Genomic DNA, 20,758 nt, shown 5'->3' with positions numbered 1-20,758 from the left:
CAAATTGGGGGTCCAAATTAATGAAGATAAATCAATATGCGGTGGTGGAGACCCCGTTCGAACAGCAGGTGCATGAACTGACAGAAATCGGTTTTTACGATGAGACCGTGGCTGATGCAATGGGTGCTGGTGCAGCAGCCGTTTGGCAAGCATTGTTGCTTCAAGCCTTTCCAGAGTACCGGGACGCAACATCAAAATTACGTGAGTTAGCGGTTGATAACAATCGGGATGTTGCGACATTTTTGCAGAGTGGGGCGCCACTAACAACTGAGATTTTTGACGCCGTTGCACTGCAATTACTTGGTTTTACGGAAGCTGTTGATTACCAAATTGATCAACCAGTAGAAGCAGTTCATGAAATTGGCCTACCACTATACGAAAAGCGTGGCAAGTGGGACGTAGATGATGTTCTTACGGCTTGGTATGCTTTGCTGACAACGCACACAGCCGGCGGATTGCAATTTATCGATGATTTGGCCAGCCGTGGTTACTTTGCTAAGACGAATTTGCCACTGTTTTTCAACGGGAAAGCAATGGCGACTTTTGATACCAGTGCGCTAATTAAAGAAGTTGTGTATGTCGAAACGGATGTGGATACGGATGAAGATGGTGTTCGAGATTTGGTTCGCGTTGAAATTTTGCGACCTGATACGTCGGTTGATGTACCAGTCTTGTTTACGGCGTCACCTTACTATCAAGGATTGAACAACGAGGCGAATGATGCTAAATTGCACACGGTTGATGTGCCGCTAAGTCACAAGACACCTAACAATGTGCGCTATGAAGATATTGCATTCTCAGGGGTGACGATACCGGATTCGACACAACATGAGGTTATCGCTGAAGTTGATGAAACAACAGAAAGTTTCAAGGCAACGAGTCATGTCGACATCAACAATTACTTCTTGGCACGTGGTTTCGCGGTTGCATACTCTTCAGGTGTGGGTACGCGTCATTCAGATGGCATGCAAGACACCGGTTCGCCAGAACAAGTCCTTTCGATGAAGGCAGTCGTCGAATGGTTGGCAGGTAATCGTGTTGCTTTCACAGACCGCACTTCGGGTTATGCTATCAAGTCAAATTGGTCAAATGGCAAGGTTGCGATGACCGGAAAGTCGTATTTGGGAACCTTGGCGACAGCAGTAGCGACAACTGGCGTAGCTGGTTTGGAAACCGTGATTTCTGAAGCTGCCATCTCAGACTGGTACCAATACTATCGTGATAACGGTCTGGTCATTGCACCAGGTGGATTCCCGGGTGAGGACATGGATGTGTTGGCGGAATTAGTTTATTCACGCATGCACGATGCAGCCGACTGGCACCGCACGAAGGACCAATGGACAGCCTTCCAAGCCCAAACTGACCAGATGATGGATCGTGAGTCGGGCAACTACAATGCTTACTGGGATGCCCGTAATTATTTGCCACATGTTTCAGATATCAAAGCTGAAGTGGTGATGGTGCATGGCTTGAATGATTGGAACGTTAAGCCACGCCAGGTGTTCCGTTTGTGGCAAGCGTTGCAAGCAAGCGGGGTTGCTAAGAAGTTGTACTTGCACCAAGGGCAACACATCTACATCAACAACAATCGTTCGCTTGATTTCTCAGATCAAATGAATTTGTGGTTGTCACACAAGCTTTATGGTGTTGCTAATCAAGCCGAAACGCAATTGCCGGATGTGACTTGGCAGGCGAATGACCAAGCTGAGACTTGGGAAACACGGCAAAATTGGGGGCAAACAGAAACGGTGGCCTTCCCATTGGCTGGGGATGATGAGATGAGCTACGAAGATTGGCAAATCGATGCTGATTTTGAGGCCTACAAGCGTGACTTCAACAATTGGCGTGCTGAAATGTTGAAGCAAGAGAATGACCGTTTTGAAGTTAACCGTTTGGTATTCACGGAAGCGCCATTCGAAAATGACATGGTGATTGATGGTGAAGTGACGGTAAAGTTGCGTATCAAGTCATCTGAAAACTTTGGCTTGGTGAGCGCGATGTTGGTTGATTATGGTGAGGCACAACGTTTGGGTGCAACGCCAACGCCACTTGGTCAACAAATTGACCGTGGAACGGAGTGGCAGCCAACATCTTTGGTAGAGTTCAAATTGCAAAAGCCAACGACGGAAAAGATGATTAGCATCGGTCACATGAACTTTCAAAACCGTACCGCGCCTTGGCAAGTTGATGATTTGGCAGCTGATGAGTATGTGACGCTTAACTTGACGTTGCATCCAACGCTTTATCGTTTGAAGGCCGGCCGCCAATTGGGCGTTATTTTATACGGTACGGATTTTGAAATGACGGTGCGTGGTAACCAAGATATTCGCTACACGATTGATACGACTAACAGTCAATTGTTGGTCCCAATTGTGAACGACTAGGTCATCAGGAATTTCGGTTCTCTTTTGTCCGAAATGTGCTAACATAGTACCAATTGAGTCAAAAGAGGGGTCTAACGCATGGAACGCAAACTAATCGGAATTGATTTAGATAAGACAACATTGAATGATGCAGGTGAGGTTTCAGACCGTACCCGTCGTACGTTGCAAGCTGCACAAGCTGACGGGCACATTGTGTCAATTGTCACGGGACGTCCTGTGCGTTTGTCGATGGATATTTACGACACGTTGGGCTTGAAGTCACCGATGATTAACTTCAACGGATCATTGGGTCACAAGCCACGTCAACACTGGGAACACGAGTACTCATTTAATATTGATCGTGAAATTGCGTTTGACCTGCTTGAAAATGCACAAATGATGGGTATTGATACTGTCGTTGCGGAAAGCAAAAATGACGTGTGGGCAAATGGTAATGGCCCACAACGTAATACAGAAGATGCAATTTTCTTCCCACAAGACGAAGCTAACCGTAAGATGTTGGATCGTTTGAACTTGCAAACGGACGTGAATGCCATCTTGATTCACGCCGAAAATGCCTTGCATCAATCACAAATTCAACACTTTGTAACGGAGCGCTACGGTGCTGATCGCGTGAACGTGAAGACTTGGGGTGGTGAATCACCAGTTATTGAAGTGGCACCAGCTGGTGTGTCAAAGGATACTAGTTTGGACATCTTGCGTAAGGCTTACGACATTAAGAAGGATGATATCTATGCCTTTGGGGATGAGATGAACGACTTTGAGATGATTGGCTACGCAACCCACGGTGTCGTGATGAAGAACGGTAACCCTGAACTAAAGGCAATCGCCGACGATATGACCGAATACACCAACGAAGAAGACGGCTTGGCTCGCTATCTTGAGAAGTTGTTGAAGTTGTCACTTTAATTATTGATTGAAAGTTCCAAGTGAATAGGGACTGTGTTATACTTTGGGTATAGAAAAAGCCTAGCGAAGCTGCCACTTCGCTAGGCCGACAGGTTCCTAGGTTTGGATAATGGGGCGTCTACTGCTTACGCGGTGGGCGCTTTTTTCGTGTCTCGAAGTTCACACGTTTCACCATAACATAGGCCATAGCTAGCATGTAAATGATTCGAGGCGTAACGATTATCGCGACGACAGCTACAGTCAAGGGACTGAATACATCGAAGTTAACCATTGCCAAACCATTTCAGGATAGTCTTGGGAAGCATTTTGTTTGTCCACCTCGGTTCCCAGAAAATTTAAGGGTAGACAGTGACAAATATGCAAACCTAAACACGCTGTCACAGTAAGAAATGGTGGCCAAACCGTTCCTTGCTGCACTCACTAGTATGTGGGAATGTAGTTTGTTTTTCAACCCTTATAATATTTTAAATCTGAGTTAAAAACCAGCTGCTTATACCGCAACAGGTCAGGTTTTTAAAATACATGAAAAACGTGTAAAATAAATAAGAATACTTAGATTTAAGGAGATACCGAATGGCGGAGTTACCAGAAGGATTTGAAGAAAAATACCGTCAATTACTTGGCGATGAGGCAGATGCTTTTATTGAATCGTTCGATAAGCCTGTCGTGAAGGCGTTCCGTCAAAACCCTTTGAAGGCCAACATGAATCTGCACGATACCAAGGCCGATGGCAAGGTGCCATGGGGTAAGTGGGGAAACTTTGGTGCCGTAAAGGGCCACTCTGTTGATCACACAACGGGTGTCATTTACTCACAAGAGCCATCAGCCCAATTGGTTGGTGAACTTGCTCACCCCAAGCCAGGCGAGCGCGTGCTAGATTTGGCCGCTGCACCTGGTGGAAAGACCACGCACTTGGCATCATTTATGGAACAAAAGGGACTGTTGGTCTCAAATGAAATCTTCCGTAAGCGTGCGGCTATTTTGAGTGAAAACGTGGAGCGCTTTGGTATCCAAAATGCGATTGTGACGAACCACTCACCACAAGAGTTGTCACCAAAGTTCCCACAATACTTCGACAAAATTGTGTTGGATGCACCATGTTCTGGTGAAGGAATGTTCCGTAAAGATCCAGCTGCAATCAAGTACTGGCACGAACACTACCCAGAAGAAAGCGCTGCACGCCAACGTGAAATTTTGGAAGAAGCCGTTAAGATGTTGAAGCCGGGTGGTCAATTGGTTTACTCAACTTGCACGTTCGCACCAGAAGAAGATGAGCGCATCATTGCTTGGTTGATTAACGAACGTCCTGATTTGGAAATTGTTGATGCCGACAAGTACGAAGGTATGGATGATGGAAAGCCAGAATGGGCCGATGGTAACCCTGATTTGAAGAAGACGGCGCGTTTGTTCCCACACCACTCAGATGGTGAAGGACACTTTATGGCCAAATTGATTTCAAATCAAACGGATGAAGATTACGTTTCAAAGGAACCTAAGTTGGCTAAGTCTAACTTGACCAAGGACCAACGCGAATTGTGGCAAGTATTCCGTGCAGACTTCATGCCGGATTACGACCCAGAATTGTTGATTGCCTTTGGTGACCAAATTTACGCAGCCCCAGAAGGAACGCCTGATTTGACGGGACTTCAAGTGATGCGTGTTGGGGTTCACTTGGGAACTTTGAAGAAGAAGCGCTTTGAACCAAGTTTGGCCTTGGCGTTGGCTCTTCACCCAGACCAATTTACGCGTCGTTACGAATTGACTGACGAAGAGTGGGCGCAATACGTTCACGGCGACACGTTTATGATTCGTGACCGCGACCAGTATAAGAACGGTTGGTACTTGCTTGAAATCGGTGGCAACGGAACTGGTTTCGGTAAGTTGGTTGATGGCCAAATGAAGAATTTCTATCCAAAGGGATTGCGCTTTTTGGTTCGTGAAGACAAAGCAGAAGAATTGTCAGACGATATGTACTAATAGTGCGGTTTTTTGGTAAAATAAACCTATTACAGCTTGAAAGGAATACACATGGCAAACAAGCAAATTACACGTGAAGAAGTTGAACACGTTGCCAACTTGGCAAAGTTGACTTTGACGGACGCTGAAGCCGACATGTTTACAGATCACTTGGAGAAGATTTTCGAAGTGGTAACGACTTTGGCTGAAGTTGATACGGAGGGCGTAAAGCCAACGTATTCAGTGACAGAAATGCACACAGTTTTGCGCGATGACGTTGCGGTTAACGCACACCAATCAGCAGAATTGTTGGCAAATGCACCAGAACACACGGATACCTTGATTAAGGTGCCAGCTATTCTTGATGAAGGAGCAGAGGGCTAATGGATTTCTTGCACACAGATTTGGAAACCTTGCACGAGCAACTCGTTAACAAGGAAATTACGGCTGTTGAATTGGCACAAGCAACGTTGGATAACATTGCTGCCACAGACGATACGTATGAAGCTTTCATCACGGTGATGAAGGACGAAGCATTGGCAGAAGCTGCTGCAATTGATGAAGCTGGTATCGACCCAGACAACATCTTGTCAGGTATCCCATACGGTATCAAGGATAACTTGGTAACCAAGGGTGTGACGACGACGGCTGCCTCAAAGATTTTGCAAAACTTCAAGCCAATTTATGACGCAACGGTCGTTGAAAAGTTGCGTGATAACGGTGCGGTTGGTGTTGGTAAGTTGAACATGGACGAATTTGCCATGGGTTCAACGACTGAAACGTCATACTACAAGAAGACGAAGAACGCTTGGGACCAAACAAAGGTTCCTGGTGGTTCATCAGGTGGTTCTGCCGTTGCTGTTGCAGCTGGTCAAGTGCCATTTGCATTGGGAACTGATACGGGTGGTTCAATCCGTCAACCAGCAGCCTTCAACGGTATTGTTGGTATGAAGCCAACGTACGGTCGTGTATCACGTTGGGGTGTTATCGCCTTCGCGTCATCATTGGACCAAGTTGGTGTCTTCACACGTACGGTTAAGGACAACGCCCGCGTTTTGTCAGCTATGGCTGGTCAAGATGAGAAGGACCAAACGTCTTCAGACCAAGCGGTTCCTGATTTTGCTGCTAACTTGAACGGCGACATCAAGGGCATGAAGATTGCTGTGCCAGCTGAATACTTTGGTGCCGGAATCAACGAAGATGTTAAGGCAACAATCAAGGCTGGTATCGCCAAGCTTGAAGAGTTGGGTGCTGAAGTTGAAGAAGTATCATTGCCACACACCAAGTACGGTGTTGCTGCATACTACATCTTGGGTTCTGCTGAGGCTTCATCAAACTTGCAACGTTTCGATGGTATTCGTTACGGCTTCCGTCCTGAAGGTGTGAAGAACTTGGACGACTTGTACGTTCAAACACGTTCACAAGGCTTCGGTGACGAAGTTAAGCGTCGTATCATGTTGGGAACGTACTCATTGTCAGCGGGAACTTACGATGCATTCTTCAAGAAGGCTGCCCAAGTTCGTACGTTGATGAACGAGGACTTCCAAAACGTCTTTGCTAAGTATGATTTGATTATCGCGCCAACGACACCAAACGTTGCTTACAACTTCGGTGCTAACGAAGATGACCCAGAAGTAACTTACATGAACGACGTATTGACGATTCCGGTTAATATGGCTGGTTTGCCAGGTATGTCAGTACCTGCCGGCTTCGTTGATGGTTTGCCAGTTGGTATGCAATTTATCGCAAACCGTTTCCAAGAAGAGACGATTTACCGTGCTGCATACGCATACGAGCAAGCAACACGTTTGTTTGAACAAGTACCAGGAGGTAACAAGTAATGGCTGTGCCTAACTTTGAAACGACAATCGGACTTGAAGTCCACGTTGAGTTGAAGACCAACTCAAAGGCAATGTCACCTTCACCAGTCCAATACGGTGCTGAGCCTAACGCCAACACGAACGTTATTGACTGGGGTTACCCTGGTGTTTTGCCACAAGCTAACAAGGGTGCGTTGGAATACGGTATGATGGCCGCTTTGGCTTTGAATGCTGATGTGACACGCGATTTGCACTGGGATCGTAAGAACTACTTCTACCCAGACAACCCAAAGGCTTACCAAATCACGCAACAACAAGAGCCAATTGGCCGTAACGGTTGGTTGGAAATCGAGTTCGAGGGTGAGAAGAAGCGCGTTGGTATTACTGAGCTTCACGTTGAAGAAGACGCTGGTAAGAATACCCACGGGACTGATGGTTACTCATACGTTGACTTGAACCGTCAAGGAACACCATTGATTGAAATCGTTGGTGCACCTGACATTTCATCACCAGACGAGGCTTACGCATACCTTGAAGCTTTGCGCCAAGCTATCCAATTTACGGGTATCTCAGACGTTAAGATGCAAGAAGGTTCAATGCGTGTTGACGCCAACATCTCAATTCGTCCAGTTGGTTCTAAGGAATACGGAACTAAGGTCGAGTTGAAGAACTTGAACTCATTCAACTATGTTCGTAAGGCTTTGGCGTTCGAAGAAGAGCGTCACGCTAAGATTTACATGGCTGGTGGCACAATCAAGCAACAAACACGTCGTTTCGATGAAGCAACGGGTGAGACTGTCTTGATGCGTGAGAAGGAAACGGCTGACGATTACCGTTACTTCCCAGAGCCAGATTTGACGCCAGTTCACATCACGGACGAATGGGTTGAAGAAGTGCGTGCTAAGTTGCCAGAATCAGCAACTGAACGTAAGGCTCGTTACGTTGATGAACTTGGTTTGGAAGTGTACAACTCAGAAGTGTTGACGCAAACGTTGGCTATGGCTAACTTCTTTGACGCAACGGTTGCTGAGGGTGCTGATCCAAAGCGTTCAGCTAACTACTTGATGGGTGACGTTAACGCCTTCTTGAACGAGAAGCAAGTTGATTTGGAAGAGACTGCTTTGACCCCAGCTCACTTGGCCGGCATGATCAAGTTGATCGATGACGGTACGATTTCAACGAAGATGGCTAAGAAGGTCTTTGCAGCAATTACGCAAGGTGAAGACCCAGTCGAATACGTTGAAGCTAACGGCTTGAAGCAATTGTCAGACCCAGCTATTTTGACGCCAATTATTGACGGCATTTTGGATGACAACGAGCAATCAATCATTGACTTCTACAACGGTAAGGACCGTGCTGTTGGTTTCTTGGTCGGAAAGATCATGAAGGAAACCAAGGGGAACGCCAACCCTAACGTGGTTAACGAGTTGTTGATGGCTGGTCTAAATGCACGTAAGCCACAATAAGAGCATAGACATCTGCGTTTACAAAACATAAGATTAATTTATGCAGACATCGATATACTTGGTGTCTGCAATACATATATTGAAAACTTGAGGAGAGAACACCATGAAGCGTGCGCGTATCATTTACAATCCAACGTCTGGTCGCGAAGCCATTCGTCGCGACTTGGTTGATATTTTGAATGTCTATGAGAAGGCTGGTTATGAAACGAGTGCTTTTGCGACGACTGCTGAACCAAATTCTGCATTGAATGAGGCGCGTCGTGCTGCTGAAGCTGGTTTTGAGTTGTTGGTTGCTGCCGGTGGTGACGGTACTATTAACGAAGTTGTGAACGGTATTGCACCATTGGAGAAGCGTCCAATGTTGGCAATTATTCCAGCTGGTACAACGAATGACTACGCACGTGCTTTGCGTATCCCACGTGAAGATCCTTTGGAAGCCGCTAAGGTGATTTTGAAGGGTAAGGCAGCGCAAATGGACGTTGGACAAGCCAACGACACCTACTTTATCAACATTGCAGCTGGTGGTTCTTTGTCAGAATTGACTTATTCAGTGCCATCAAAGTTGAAGTCAATGTACGGTTACTTGGCCTATGTCGTTAAGGGTGCCGAAATGTTGACGCGTGTCGCACCAATGAACTTGCGTGTTGAATACGATAATGGTGTCTTTGAAGGTCGTTCATCAATGTTCTTCTTGGCGTTGACGAACTCAGTTGGTGGTTTCGAACAAATCGTACCGGATGCGCAATTGGATGATGGTAAGTTTACGTTGCTGGTTGTTAAGACGACAAAGTTTGCTGAAATCTTGCAATTGATTTCTGAAGTGTTGACTGGAAAGCACGTTGATAATTCAAACTTGCTTTACGTGAAGTCAGAAAACGTCACAATCAAGCCGTTGGATGAGAATGCTAAGGTAATGATTAATTTGGACGGTGAATATGGTGGGGATGCACCCGTTGTATTCAAGGATCACAAGGCGCACATTGCAATGGTTGCCAACGTGGATGAAATGCCAGATGATAGCCTAATTGATTTGCCTTTGTACTTACATGAAGATTAATTAGTAGACAAGAGCTTGCCGAACGAAGGTAGGCTCTTTTCTGGAGATGGAATGATGTTTGGGAAAACTAAAAAAGTCGAGCAACCGGCGAATTCAAAGCAAACGTATTATAAACAGTTGGCGCACCATATAAAGCGTGCCTGGGATATGCAAGTCGCCATTAGCCAAATTGCTGCCCAAGAAAAGGATGCGTTAACACCACAAAGTTTATATGTCTCAGTGCAACAACCAAATGCTAAGCAGCAGAATGGGGTAACGCCGTTCACCATGTACGTTGAGGCGGCAGATATGGTGCCACTACTTGAGAAAAAGTTGAATGACCAGTTGTCAGTCGCTGATGAATATCTGGAATCATTAGAACTAAGCGATTCATTAACCAATCATGATCAAGCGTTGGTAGCGGAGCTTCGTGAAATGCAACAAGCTGGTAAATTAGCGGACATGCTAAAGACGTTGTTGAACCATAATGTGGTCACGCGTCATGATTTGCATTAAATTCATGAAATTAACATACAACCATCGAGCGTAAATAGTTGTTTTTCCACAGAATTGGACTATTATAAATATACAGCGTAATCTTAAACGGCATCCTGCACCAGGGATGCCGTTTTTTAGTGAAAGGGAAAGCGCCATGAATAAAACAGATAAACTCCAACCATTACAAGAGATGGCAATCGCGTATGCAAATTCATTGCCAGGGGCTAAGGCGTATTGGCGTGATGACTGGGAAACTTACTATTTCGATATCATGGGAAAGATGTTTGGCATTGTGCATGACAATGTCATCACACTAAAGAATGATCCATATATCAATACCGAGTTGCGCGAACAGTTTCCATTCATCATTCCGGGCTATCACATGAATAAGCAACACTGGAATAGTATTGTTGTTGATAAAAACGAATTTCCAGATGATGGGGTCAAGAAGCTGATTCATGATTCCTATGATTTGGTCGTTAAGAACATGAGTAAGAAACAACAAGCTGAATTACAATTACGCATTGATTTAGGGCAGCTATGACGACACATAAAAACGCCTTGGACGTCGAAAATGACATCCAAGGCGTTTAATTGTTTACTTATCGTTACCAGTCAATCCGTTGTAGATTGTCTCAGCATTGTGGTTCAACAAATCGTAGTACGTTGGCACAACACCAGACTTCTTTGAAACTGAGTCCGTCCACAATTCACCAGCGATGTGTGAATCAATTTGTGAAATAACAGTTTGCATTGGCTTGTCTGACTCACCTTGCTCAACGAAGGTTGCAGGAACCTTTTCGCCTTGCAATGATTCAACTAGCGTACGGATTTGTGAAGGCGTACCGTTTGATTCTGTATCGATTTCCCAAATGAAGTATGGCTTCAAACCAAAGTCACGAGCGAAGTATGCCATGGCACCTTCTTGCGTCACCAACTTCTTGTCATCAGCAGGTAGGGCAGAGAACTTAGCGTCCCACTTCTCGTAAAGAGCTTGCAACTTAGCTTCGTAAGCTGCAGCGCGCTTTGCGTAGTCAGCCTTGTGCTCAGGATCCTTCTTCTCAAGCACCTTGGCAATGTTAGCAGCATAAGTCTTACCTTCCAAGATACCGTTCCAAGCGTGAGGGTTATCTTGACCAGCAACACCGGCCGTCGTCAACTTGATTGTGTCAATACCGTCAGTCACGTTGAAAATTTGCTTTCCGTAGTGCTTGTCAGTTGTCTTCATCAACTTGTCAAACCAACCTGAACCACCTTTTTCAAGGTTCAAACCGTTTGCAAAGACGATGGCTGCGTCTTGCGTACGCTTAACGTCAGTAGGCGTAGGGTCGTAATCGTGTTGGTCAGCGCCAATCGCTGTAATCGTGTGTGCATTAACGTACTTACCACCAACTTCTTGGCTAATTTCGTTAATGATTGAAAAAGAAGACACAACATTCAAACGACCGTCGCTTGAACGACCGTCAGAAGCTGAATTGCGGTGCGTCAACCCAAAGGCAACACCGGCAATAACAGCAATCGCAACAATAATCCCAATAACTCGCTTCATAATAAAACTCCTATTTAGTAGCTTGGTCATGCATGCGACGACGCGTAACCAAGTGAATCAAAAACGAAATAATAAAAATAACCGCACCGGTTACAACAATAGCTGGACCAGAAGGCCAGTCAAAGGTGTAACTGAGGAACAAGCCAACAAAAGCGCTTATCAAACCGAAGAATGATGATAGCCAAATCATTGGTTGGAATCGCTTAACCACCAAACGTGCACTGGCAGCGGGGGTGATGAGCAATGCCGTCACCAAGATAACCCCAACCGCACGCAACGCAACAATGATAACCAACGTAATCAAGACCACTAAGATGTTGCGGAATAGATTAGCGTGAATCCCTTGTGCTTGGGCATATGAACGATCAAATGTTGTTAAGTACAATTCGCGATAGAAAGTCGTCACAACCGCAATGACAATCAAGCCGATGACCAAACTAGAAATCAAATCACCGCTTGAAACGGCCAAAATATTTCCAAATAGAATATCGGTTAGCTTGGTTGTTGAATGCCCGGCCGTCATAATGATGGTTCCTAAAGCGAAGAAAGTACTGAACGTTAAACCAATCGCAGCATCTGTCTTCAATGGTGTGTGTTCAGAAATGAAGTTAATCACTAATGCGGCTAGTAGGCCGAACACACCAGCACCCCAGTAGTAGGGAATACCCATCAATGCTGCGATGGCGATTCCAGGCAACACCGCATGGGATATCGCGTCACCAATCAAAGCGGTACCTTGCAAGATACTGAACGCACCGATAATACCAGCGATTAGACCAATCATGGCGCCGGCAATCAGCGCGTTTTGGAGAAAGGTATATTCGCCGAGTGCGTGAAAGAAATTCATAAACGCAGACATATTAACCTCCCTGTACGATGTGATTATGACGATCCATGATAATTAAGTGATCACCATAGGCTTCGGAAAAAGTGGCGGCATCCATCACGTCTTCGGGCTTGCCTTGACGGAGCAGACCGTGGTTGAGCAGAATGACTGAATCAAAGTAGTTTGCAACCTTACTCAAGTCATGATGCACAATGATGATTGTCTTGCCTGCATCACGTAAATCACGCAACGCATCCATAATTTGTGCTTCAGAGGCCACGTCGATACCGACGAACGGCTCATCTAATAGGTAGACATCTGCATCTTGTACAAGTGCACGGGCTACCAAGGCACGTTGACGTTGCCCACCGGAAAGTTCATTTAGCGAACGATTAGCCAAGTGGGCAATGTCCATTTTCTCAAGGGCGTTTTGAACAATTGCTTCTTCAGCTTTACCGACCGAATGTCAACGAGAGATTTGCGATAGCACGCCCATTATCACCAAATCGAAAACGTTCACTGGAAAATCTAAGTCCAGATCGCTTCGTTGAGGAACGTAGGCGAATTTATCGCGACGAACACGGCCAGTAACAGGCGAGTCGTCATAAGTGATTGTGCCGGCGGTTGGTTGAATAATTCCTAGAATCGCTTTAATAAGCGTCGACTTACCAGCACCATTAGGACCGATAATACCGATGAGCTCATTTGGATTAAAAGAAAGGGACAAATCTGTAAAAACAGGTCCGTATTCATAGCCAACCGTCAAGTGATCAACGCTTAACATATGCCATTCCTTTCATGCGTACTTACTTATCCAAAGTAAAAATAGAATAACGAGTAACAATGTAACAGTTTTCGTCCGGAATGACAAATGAAATTGTCATCATATTATATATGAAATAAATAACATGTTTTATATATCCGAACATTGCTTGTTTAAAAGGACAATCGCAGAAAAGATTCGTCCAATTGTTCCGAGGGTCGCTTTATATGGTAGAATTAACCATTAGGAAAGCGAGTTTGTTGGCATTATTATAGCGAAAGCCAACACGTAATGTGTGTTTGTACACTTCAAAAGCTACTATATATAGTAAGGACAGGGAAATATGGGTACAGCTGAGACTTATCAACAGATTACAAAGAAGATGGACGGTCCCTGGCGAGTTCGACCAGAAACAGGTAATCGCGTTGGCATGTTACAAGAAATTTTGCGCTGGATGGGACATCCTGAAAGCAAGCTGCGTGTGATTCACATCGTCGGAACGAATGGTAAGGGTTCAACTGGTGTGATGTTGGCCAAAATTTTGGTTACAGCAGGGTACAAGGTTGGTCACTTTTCAACGCCAGCAATTTTGAATGATCGTGAAGTTATCACGACTAACGGCGAGATGATTAGTGAAGCTGATTTTGTCAGCAGCTACAAGCGCATTCTAGAAGAAGTCACAGCACACGGTGGGGATGAAGATACGCTATCAAAGTTTGAGTGGTGGACACTTGTGGCTTTGGATTACTTCGCCCGTAAAGAGATGGATTTCGTGATTCTTGAAGCCGGCGTAGGTGGAGCACGTGATGCAACCAATGTAATTGAAAAGCCATTAGTCGTGGCCTTTACCAAGATTTCATATGACCACGTTGGCTTGTTGGGTAACGACCTGCTCGAAATTGCACAGGATAAGGCTGGTGCTATCAAGTCAGGTGCAAGTATCGTCAATTACCCAGGCCAAGATATTGAAGTGTACCACTTGTTGCACGATAAGGCAGAAGAAGTGGGTGCAATTTGGAATCCAAACCCTAAGCCAGTGATTACGATTGTACAATCATCACCAAGCGGCTTGGTCTTGAATGCTGACCAATTCGAAGGTCTGAAGTTGTCATTGACTGGTGCGTACCAAGCGAATAACTTGAGTACGGTTTTGCAAATTGTCACGGTGCTTAAGAGTCGTGGCTTTGAAATCAAGGATGTGGATGTCGCTGAAGCATTGGCCCACGTTAAGATTCAAGGCCGTATGGAATTTGATGCGGAACGCAACATTTTGTATGATGGTGCGCACAACCCAGACGGTATTATCAGTTTGGTTGCGTCAATTCGTTCATGGCACTTGCCATTTAAGCCAGTCGTTGTTTTGGGCTTGCTAAAGGGTAAGAACTACCACGACATGTTGGAAGAATTATTGCCACACGTCGATACGGTGATTGCTGTTACGCCTGATTCTGATCGTGCCATGTCAGCTGATGAGTTGGCCGCTAAGATTGTGATGATGAGTAACGTTGACGTTGAAATCGCGGACGATCCAAGTGCCGCGATAACGTTGGCGCGTCGTGTTCGTGAATCATCAGAAGCCTTGATTCTGGTTACCGGTTCATTCTACACACTACGCGCGATTGAATCTGAAGGGATGTAAGACATGTTAAAGCGATTGGTAATTGCCTCGAACAATTCATATAAGACAGCAGAAATGGTTGATTATCTGGCAGTTTTGGGTGTTGAAGCGATTAATTATCGTGACCTACATGAGCAAATTGCATTTCCAGATGAGACCACTGATGATATGGCTCAAAACGCACGTGTAAAGGCCCAAACAATCCATGAGATTTTGCCAGACGAATATATTTTGGCAGATGATTCAGCGTTGTTTGTACCAGCGATTCCGGATCATTTTGGTGTGACGACGATGCGCGAGTTTCAAGCGCACCAATTACGTGGGGATGCGGAAATTAACGCGTATGTATTAGCGCAGTTGCCAGATGATGCTGACCGAACGGCTTATTTGCAAGCTGATTTTGTCGTCATCGCACCATCAGGCAAGACGTATTTCAGTCAAGCGCGTGGAGGTATCACGTCGGCAACTGAACCGCGTGGTGGGCGCAACGGCTTGGATGAATTAATGGTCACGGAAAATGGCATGACGTTGTCAGAAATCGATATGCCAGAGCGTGTTCATTATGCACACCGCGGTCGCGCTGCCATCATGATTTTGCAACAGCTTAAAGCAGCTGGTGAATGGCAATAATAATATAGATAATGAAGAGGAGAGATAGGATAAATGGAACTCACAGCACAACAAATTACTGAGTTGTTGGCCGATCAAGATTTATTGATTTCAGCGCCGGACTTTGATGGTGAGGTCAAGCATTTAGCCTATAATTCAAATGATGTTGAACCTGAAACGTTGCTTTTTATTAAGGGACGTTTTAAGGCTGAATATTTGACTGACGCCATCCAAAAGGGAGTTAAAGCGTTGGTCGCCCCAGAAACTTTTGTTCACGACACAACGCTACCAACGTGGGTAGTTGATGATGTGCCGGCGGCCATGAGTATTTTGAGTATGGCGTTTTACGGCTATCCACAAAACGACCTTGCTTTGATTGGTATCACGGGTACCAAGGGTAAGACATCTGCAACGTACATGGCTTACGAAATGCTACGCGTTGCAACGGACGACAAGGTTGCGTTGTCATCAACGTTGCAAGTGATTACGGGGGCTGACCCAAAGTTCCACTATCGCGCGCACTTGACGACGCCCGAGTCATTGGACTTGTTCCGTTGGATGCGTGAGGCCGTTGATAACGGTATGACGCACATGGTAATGGAAGTGTCATCACAAGCCTACAAGATGGAACGTGTTTACGGTTTGCGTTATAACGTGGGTATTTTCTTGAACATTAGTCCAGATCACGTTGGTGAAAACGAACACCCAACGTTCGAGGATTATTTGGAACACAAGATGATGTTGTTCGATCACTCAGAACAAATCATCTTGAACGCTGATTCAGACCACTTTAGCGAATTGATTGAACATGCTGAAATGGCCGTGCCACGTGATGGTATTTGGCTATATGGTCGCGAAGATGAGGATTCACCAAAGGCTGACGTTTATTACGAAACGGTCGAAGCCGACTTGCAAGGTAGCACGTTTGCGGTTCGCCAAGCTGGTCAACAAGCTGACCGTCTGGGCATTGCCGGTGAATACCACTTGGACATGCCAGGTGATTTTAACCAAGGAAACGCGGTCGCAGCGATGATTGCAGCGCGTTTGACGGGTGCTGATCCGGATGCCATGCGTGAAGGACTAGAAGTTGTCAAGATTCCTGGTCGCATGCAAGTGTTGACGTCAGCTAACCACGGTACGATTTACGTGGATTATGCGCACAACTATGCATCAATCGCTGCTTTGTTGAACTTTGTTCGACAAAACGAAACGGCCGAAAAGTTGACGATTGTCGTTGGTGCACCTGGAAACAAGGGTGTGTCACGTCGACCTGGTATTGGTCAAGCGGTCAGCGAAGGAGCCGATGTGGTTTACCTAACCAGTGATGATCCACAATTCGAAGATCCAAATGCAATTGCGGATGAAATCCAAGCGGCTATCACTAACAAGGATGTGGTGATTAACCGCGAAATGGATCGTACAATCGCCATTACCGAAGCAATTACTGCTGCCGGACCAAACGATGTGGTTGTGTTGGCAGCTAAGGGATTGGACGAATACCAAAAGATTGGTGGCGTAGATACACCATATGAAAACGACTGGGCAGTTGCACAACGCGTTGTTAACGAATTGGAAGCCTAGTTTTTAATCATAAAATTTGGTATAATATACAGAATTGCCGATAGTATCGGTGATTTTTTATGTTTAAAACAGTGAATAAATGCATTAAATGTGCAGAGATTAAAAGGGGATAGTGCCATGGCTAAGGAACCTGCAGAAAATACGTCAGAGTTCGACTTGGGTGACTTCGTTGAAGGTAAGAAGTTTGCCAACTTCGAACACGACTTTAAGGGTATCGTTGAAAAGATTTACGAGCACTCATTGTTGGTCTTGATTACTGAAAACGACCCAGAAGATACAGCGACGGTTAACGAATACAACCACCGCGCTGTTGTCCGCATGTCAGAAACTAAGATTTTGGTGAAGACGGACAATCCAGCACCACGTAAGGCTGATGAAACTGAAGAGGAAGACGAAGAAGAAATACCTGAAGACATCAAGCTTGAAGATGATGATGCTGAAGAAGAGGAAGAAGAAGAGGAGTAACCGATGGACTACAAGAATCAAGTGGCTCAAGCCGTCGCTGCGGTTGTGCCTGAACTAGATGAAGCAACGATTTTGTCAAAGGTTGAAGTGCCTAAGGATTCATCAATGGGTGATTTTGCCTTTCCAACGTTCTTGTTGGCAAAGGAACGCCACATGGCGCCTAACCAAATTGCAGCTGAAGTAGCTGAGACAATCGATGCGTCAAACTTTAAGCAAGTTGAAGCTGCCGGACCTTACGTTAACTTCTTCTTGAACCAAGAAAACTTTGGTGCTGATGTGTTGCACGCTATCTTGGAAAACCAAGAATACGGTCACAACACGGATGGTGAAGCAGGACACGTCACAATCGACATGTCGTCACCTAACATTGCTAAGCCAATGTCAATGGGTCACTTGCGTTCAACGGTTATCGGAAACTCTTTGGCTGAAATTTCAAAGGCCAACGGTTACCAACCAATCAAGATTAACCACTTGGGTGACTGGGGTACGCAATTCGGTAAGTTGATGGTTGCCTACAAGATGTGGGGATCAGAAGCTGAAGTTAAGGCTGACCCAATCAACACGTTGGTTAAGTACTACGTGCGTTTCCACGAAGAAGCTAAGGAAAACCCAGCATTGGATGATGAGGGTCGCGCTTGGTTTAAGAAGTTGGAAGACGGTGATGAGGAAGCTCGTCAATTGTGGTCATGGTTCCGTGAAGAGTCATTGAAGGAATTCATGGAGCTTTACGAGACGTTGGATATCGAGTTTGACTCATTCAACGGTGAAGCTTTCTACAACGACAAGATGGACGGCGTTATCGACAAGTTGAAGGAAGAAGGCTTGTTGGTTGAGTCTCAAGGTGCACAAGTTGTTAACTTGGATAAGTACAACTTGAACGTTGCCATGATTCAACGTACTGACGGTGCCACTTTGTACATGACGCGTGATTTGGCTGCTGCCATCTTCCGTAAGAAGAACTACAACTTCGTGAAGTCATTGTACGTCGTTGGTGGTGAGCAACGTGAGCACTTCATGCAAATGAAGGCCGTGTTGAAGGAAATGGGTTACGAGTGGTCAGATGACGTTGAGCACATCCCATTTGGTTTGATTACTGTCGATGGAAAGAAGCTTTCAACGCGTTCAGGACGCATCATCTTGTTGAAGGATGTTTTGAAGGATTCTGTTGAATTGGCTTTGGAGCAAATCGAAGAGAAGAACCCAACTTTGGCAAACAAGGAATTGGTTGCCCACGAAGTTGGAACGGGAGCCGTTGTGTTCCACGACTTGATGAACGAACGTATCGGAAACTTCGACTTTAAGTTGGAAGAAGTGGTTCGTTTCGAAGGTGATACTGGTCCATACGTCCAATACGCAAACGCCCGTGCACAATCAATCTTGCGTAAGGCGGGTAACCCTGAACTTGATTTGTCAGATGTTGTCATCACTGATGAGAACGTTTGGGAGACTGAAAAGTTGTTGGGTGACTTTAACGATGTTGTTCGTCGCGCATGGCGTGATCGCGAACCATCAGTTATCGCAAAGTACGCTTTGAACTTGGCTCGTACGTTCAACAAGTACTACGCTAACTCAAAGATTTTGGCAGACGACGGTCAATTGAACGCGCGTTTGGCTTTGGTTACGGCTGTTTCACAAGTCTTGACTGAGTCATTGCGTTTGTTGGGTGTTAAGGCGCCAAAGGAAATGTAATTATGATTAAGGCAGTTGATTTCATTTATGAAGTCGACTGCCTTTTTTCATGTATGATGGGTATTAATGAAACGAAGCGGGGGAGTTTATGACAGATATACAACGATGTGCGTGGGTAGATAACTATCCGCCAAATGAAGCAATGCGTGTGTACCATGATACTGAATGGGGCAAGCCGCAATATGACGATGATAAATTATTTGAATTGCTTTCTTTGGAAACGTACCAAACAGGACTAAACTGGCAAACGGTTATCGATAAGCGCGAACGATTCAATGAACGTTTCGAAGGTTATGTGATTGAGAGCGTCGCGCAGTACGATGAGTCTTACGTTGAAGAGCTACTGCAGGATGCTGGCATTATTCGAAATCGGGCAAAGTTACTGGCGACAATTAATAATGCGAAAGCGATACAACGTGTGCAACATGAGTACGGTAGCTTCTCAAAATGGCTATGGGAATTTGTGGATAATACGCCGATTGATCATCAGATTGTGCATAGTGGGGATGTACCAGCCCAAGATGCTTTATCACAACAAGTTTCAAAGGCTATGAAAAAACTCGGCTTCAAATTTGTTGGTCCGGTTACCGTTTATTCCTTTTTGCAAGGTGCCGGATTAATCAATGATCACGAAGTTACGTGTGCCTTCCATGATGTATACTGAAATAATCAAATAGTTGGGGGATAAGTATGACTACAAAGGCTGTTGTGTCGTTTAGCGGGGGTAAGGACTGTACTTTAGCGCTCTATCGTGCTTTGCAATCCGGGTATGAAGTACAACGACTTTTTACAACGATGAATGCAGAAAATAATCGGTCGTGGGTTCATGGTACACATCGAAATGTGTTGACCAAGATTGGTGATGCATTGGGGCTACCAATCGATGTTGTGCCCACAAATTTTTGGACGGCTGACTACGCGGCTGATTTCGAAAAGCAATTGGCAACATATAAGGCGGCAGGCATTACCACGGTTATTTTTGGTGATATTGACTTTGAACAGAATCGCCGTTGGTGTGAAGAGCGATGCGAACATGTTGGTTTAGCTTCAGTATTTCCGCTTTGGCAAACTAATCGTGAAACGTTAGCGTATGAGTTTGTGGATGCTGGGTTTAAAAGTTTAGTGACAGTTGTTGATACGAAACAATTACCTAGTAAGTTTCTAGCAACCACACTTTCAAATCAAACGTTAGACGAAATTGCTGCAACCGGGGCTGATATGTGTGGTGAAACTGGTGAATATCATACCGTGATATTTGATGGGCCACTCTTTAAGCACTCAGTAGAATTGATTCTTGGTAAACAAAAGGAAATACATAATGGATATTTGGTTCAGGATGTTTCATAGTTAAAGTTACATTTTAGTAAGGTATATCACACCATAAACCGGCAGTGTAAATTTTGTTACAAAATCCGAGAAAGCGCGTTTTTACTGATATAATTATTTTTGTTGTTTTTTAGCAAATAAAACCCGGATTATTCATGCACTAAATTTTTAACCACAGCTAAATCAGTAAAATACGATAAATCACCTTGAAACTGCCAGTACCTTGGCACGGTTTCAGGGTGTTTTTTTCGATTGGGCGTTTT

18 protein-coding genes and 1 pseudogene are annotated in these 20,758 nt (G+C 45.1%); 16 read left to right on the top strand and 3 right to left on the bottom strand.

Translation table 11 applies throughout. The annotated features are described in order from the left end of the window. The first annotated feature begins 20 nt into the window (after positions 1-20). The 9 genes from C6P11_RS07140 (at position 21) to C6P11_RS07100 (ending at position 10,613) form a co-directional block, all read left to right on the top strand. Positions 21-2,384: a Xaa-Pro dipeptidyl-peptidase gene (locus tag C6P11_RS07140; RefSeq protein ID WP_135519878.1), complete on the top strand. Its 2,364-nt coding sequence runs from the start codon at positions 21-23 to the stop codon at positions 2,382-2,384. 78 nt (positions 2,385-2,462) lie between these two features. Further along, complete coding sequence (locus C6P11_RS07135; protein WP_135519876.1) at positions 2,463-3,293, top strand: Cof-type HAD-IIB family hydrolase; 831 nt, start codon at positions 2,463-2,465, stop codon at positions 3,291-3,293. 573 nt (positions 3,294-3,866) lie between these two features. Further along, a complete protein-coding gene (locus C6P11_RS07130) occupies positions 3,867-5,270 on the top strand; it encodes an RsmF rRNA methyltransferase first C-terminal domain-containing protein (RefSeq protein ID WP_135519874.1) in 1,404 nt (467 codons plus the stop codon). Between the two features lie 51 nt (positions 5,271-5,321). Further along, a complete protein-coding gene (gene gatC / locus C6P11_RS07125; RefSeq protein WP_135519872.1) occupies positions 5,322-5,633 on the top strand; it encodes an Asp-tRNA(Asn)/Glu-tRNA(Gln) amidotransferase subunit GatC in 312 nt (103 codons plus the stop codon). Next, complete coding sequence (gene gatA / locus C6P11_RS07120; protein ID WP_003609637.1) at positions 5,633-7,090, top strand: Asp-tRNA(Asn)/Glu-tRNA(Gln) amidotransferase subunit GatA; 1,458 nt, start codon at positions 5,633-5,635, stop codon at positions 7,088-7,090. Before gatC ends, gatA begins: the two co-directional genes overlap by 1 nt. Then, positions 7,090-8,535, top strand: a complete 1,446-nt coding sequence (gene gatB, locus C6P11_RS07115) for an Asp-tRNA(Asn)/Glu-tRNA(Gln) amidotransferase subunit GatB (RefSeq protein ID WP_135519870.1) — start codon at positions 7,090-7,092, stop codon at positions 8,533-8,535. The genes gatA and gatB overlap by 1 nt, the downstream gene beginning before the upstream one ends. 103 nt (positions 8,536-8,638) lie before the next feature. Next, complete coding sequence (locus C6P11_RS07110) at positions 8,639-9,592, top strand: diacylglycerol kinase (RefSeq protein ID WP_135519868.1); 954 nt, start codon at positions 8,639-8,641, stop codon at positions 9,590-9,592. Positions 9,593-9,646: 54 nt separating this feature from the next. Further along, a complete protein-coding gene (locus tag C6P11_RS07105) occupies positions 9,647-10,087 on the top strand; it encodes a hypothetical protein (RefSeq protein ID WP_135519866.1) in 441 nt (146 codons plus the stop codon). A gap of 136 nt (positions 10,088-10,223) precedes the next feature. Further along, entirely contained in the window at positions 10,224-10,613 is a 390-nt protein-coding gene (locus tag C6P11_RS07100) for an MmcQ/YjbR family DNA-binding protein (RefSeq protein ID WP_135519864.1), read from the top strand. Positions 10,614-10,667: 54 nt separating this feature from the next. On the opposite strand, the gene C6P11_RS07095 is transcribed toward C6P11_RS07100, so the two are convergent. From C6P11_RS07095 to C6P11_RS07085, 3 genes and pseudogenes are all read right to left on the bottom strand, one after another. Beyond that, positions 10,668-11,618 carry a metal ABC transporter solute-binding protein, Zn/Mn family gene (locus C6P11_RS07095; protein WP_245299823.1) on the bottom strand — a complete coding sequence of 317 codons (951 nt, stop codon included), beginning with the start codon at positions 11,616-11,618 and terminating at the stop codon, positions 10,668-10,670. A gap of 10 nt (positions 11,619-11,628) precedes the next feature. Then, on the bottom strand, positions 11,629-12,477 hold the full coding sequence (locus C6P11_RS07090; RefSeq protein WP_135519860.1) for a metal ABC transporter permease: 849 nt from the start codon (positions 12,475-12,477) through the stop codon (positions 11,629-11,631). Between the two features lies 1 nt (position 12,478). Further along, positions 12,479-13,228, bottom strand: a pseudogene (locus tag C6P11_RS07085) (metal ABC transporter ATP-binding protein). Between the two features lie 322 nt (positions 13,229-13,550). Between C6P11_RS07085 and C6P11_RS07080 the strand changes: the two are divergent. From C6P11_RS07080 to C6P11_RS07050, 7 genes are all read left to right on the top strand, one after another. Beyond that, positions 13,551-14,846, top strand: coding sequence for a bifunctional folylpolyglutamate synthase/dihydrofolate synthase (locus C6P11_RS07080; RefSeq protein ID WP_135519858.1), 1,296 nt, complete (start codon positions 13,551-13,553; stop codon positions 14,844-14,846). A gap of 3 nt (positions 14,847-14,849) precedes the next feature. Further along, positions 14,850-15,455 carry a non-canonical purine NTP pyrophosphatase gene (locus C6P11_RS07075; protein WP_135519856.1) on the top strand — a complete coding sequence of 202 codons (606 nt, stop codon included), beginning with the start codon at positions 14,850-14,852 and terminating at the stop codon, positions 15,453-15,455. 33 nt (positions 15,456-15,488) lie between these two features. Further along, complete coding sequence (locus tag C6P11_RS07070) at positions 15,489-17,015, top strand: UDP-N-acetylmuramoyl-L-alanyl-D-glutamate--2,6-diaminopimelate ligase (protein ID WP_135519854.1); 1,527 nt, start codon at positions 15,489-15,491, stop codon at positions 17,013-17,015. A 117-nt stretch (positions 17,016-17,132) separates the two neighbouring features. Further along, the gene (locus C6P11_RS07065; protein WP_003609610.1) at positions 17,133-17,480 is read left to right on the top strand and encodes a hypothetical protein; all 348 of its coding nucleotides are present in this window, start codon (positions 17,133-17,135) and stop codon (positions 17,478-17,480) included. Positions 17,481-17,483: 3 nt separating this feature from the next. Beyond that, positions 17,484-19,169, top strand: a complete 1,686-nt coding sequence (gene argS, locus C6P11_RS07060) for an arginine--tRNA ligase (RefSeq protein ID WP_135519852.1) — start codon at positions 17,484-17,486, stop codon at positions 19,167-19,169. Positions 19,170-19,257: 88 nt separating this feature from the next. Beyond that, positions 19,258-19,833 (top strand): DNA-3-methyladenine glycosylase I, encoded by a 576-nt coding sequence (locus C6P11_RS07055; RefSeq protein WP_135519850.1) that lies wholly within the window; start codon positions 19,258-19,260, stop codon positions 19,831-19,833. Between the two features lie 26 nt (positions 19,834-19,859). Continuing rightward, complete coding sequence (locus tag C6P11_RS07050) at positions 19,860-20,516, top strand: diphthine--ammonia ligase (RefSeq protein WP_135519848.1); 657 nt, start codon at positions 19,860-19,862, stop codon at positions 20,514-20,516. The last annotated feature ends 242 nt before the right edge of the window (positions 20,517-20,758 follow it).

Origin of the sequence: Weissella confusa, from assembly GCF_004766315.1 — a bacterium.
GTDB lineage: Bacteria > Bacillota > Bacilli > Lactobacillales > Lactobacillaceae > Weissella > Weissella confusa_A.
Note: the sequence above shows the minus strand (reverse complement) of the source record. Positions and strands in the feature narration are given on the sequence as shown.

Coding starts and splice junctions, on each gene's coding strand:
- C6P11_RS07075 (WP_135519856.1), top strand. CDS start 14,850: ATGTTAAAGCGATTGGTAATTGCCTCGAACAATTCATATAAGACAGCA.
- C6P11_RS07110 (WP_135519868.1), top strand. CDS start 8,639: ATGAAGCGTGCGCGTATCATTTACAATCCAACGTCTGGTCGCGAAGCC.
- gatC (WP_135519872.1), top strand. CDS start 5,322: ATGGCAAACAAGCAAATTACACGTGAAGAAGTTGAACACGTTGCCAAC.
- argS (WP_135519852.1), top strand. CDS start 17,484: ATGGACTACAAGAATCAAGTGGCTCAAGCCGTCGCTGCGGTTGTGCCT.
- C6P11_RS07090 (WP_135519860.1), bottom strand. CDS start 12,477: ATGTCTGCGTTTATGAATTTCTTTCACGCACTCGGCGAATATACCTTT.
- C6P11_RS07055 (WP_135519850.1), top strand. CDS start 19,258: ATGACAGATATACAACGATGTGCGTGGGTAGATAACTATCCGCCAAAT.
- gatB (WP_135519870.1), top strand. CDS start 7,090: ATGGCTGTGCCTAACTTTGAAACGACAATCGGACTTGAAGTCCACGTT.
- C6P11_RS07130 (WP_135519874.1), top strand. CDS start 3,867: ATGGCGGAGTTACCAGAAGGATTTGAAGAAAAATACCGTCAATTACTT.
- C6P11_RS07135 (WP_135519876.1), top strand. CDS start 2,463: ATGGAACGCAAACTAATCGGAATTGATTTAGATAAGACAACATTGAAT.
- gatA (WP_003609637.1), top strand. CDS start 5,633: ATGGATTTCTTGCACACAGATTTGGAAACCTTGCACGAGCAACTCGTT.
- C6P11_RS07080 (WP_135519858.1), top strand. CDS start 13,551: ATGGGTACAGCTGAGACTTATCAACAGATTACAAAGAAGATGGACGGT.
- C6P11_RS07100 (WP_135519864.1), top strand. CDS start 10,224: ATGAATAAAACAGATAAACTCCAACCATTACAAGAGATGGCAATCGCG.
- C6P11_RS07065 (WP_003609610.1), top strand. CDS start 17,133: ATGGCTAAGGAACCTGCAGAAAATACGTCAGAGTTCGACTTGGGTGAC.
- C6P11_RS07140 (WP_135519878.1), top strand. CDS start 21: ATGAAGATAAATCAATATGCGGTGGTGGAGACCCCGTTCGAACAGCAG.
- C6P11_RS07105 (WP_135519866.1), top strand. CDS start 9,647: ATGTTTGGGAAAACTAAAAAAGTCGAGCAACCGGCGAATTCAAAGCAA.
- C6P11_RS07050 (WP_135519848.1), top strand. CDS start 19,860: ATGACTACAAAGGCTGTTGTGTCGTTTAGCGGGGGTAAGGACTGTACT.
- C6P11_RS07070 (WP_135519854.1), top strand. CDS start 15,489: ATGGAACTCACAGCACAACAAATTACTGAGTTGTTGGCCGATCAAGAT.
- C6P11_RS07095 (WP_245299823.1), bottom strand. CDS start 11,618: ATGAAGCGAGTTATTGGGATTATTGTTGCGATTGCTGTTATTGCCGGT.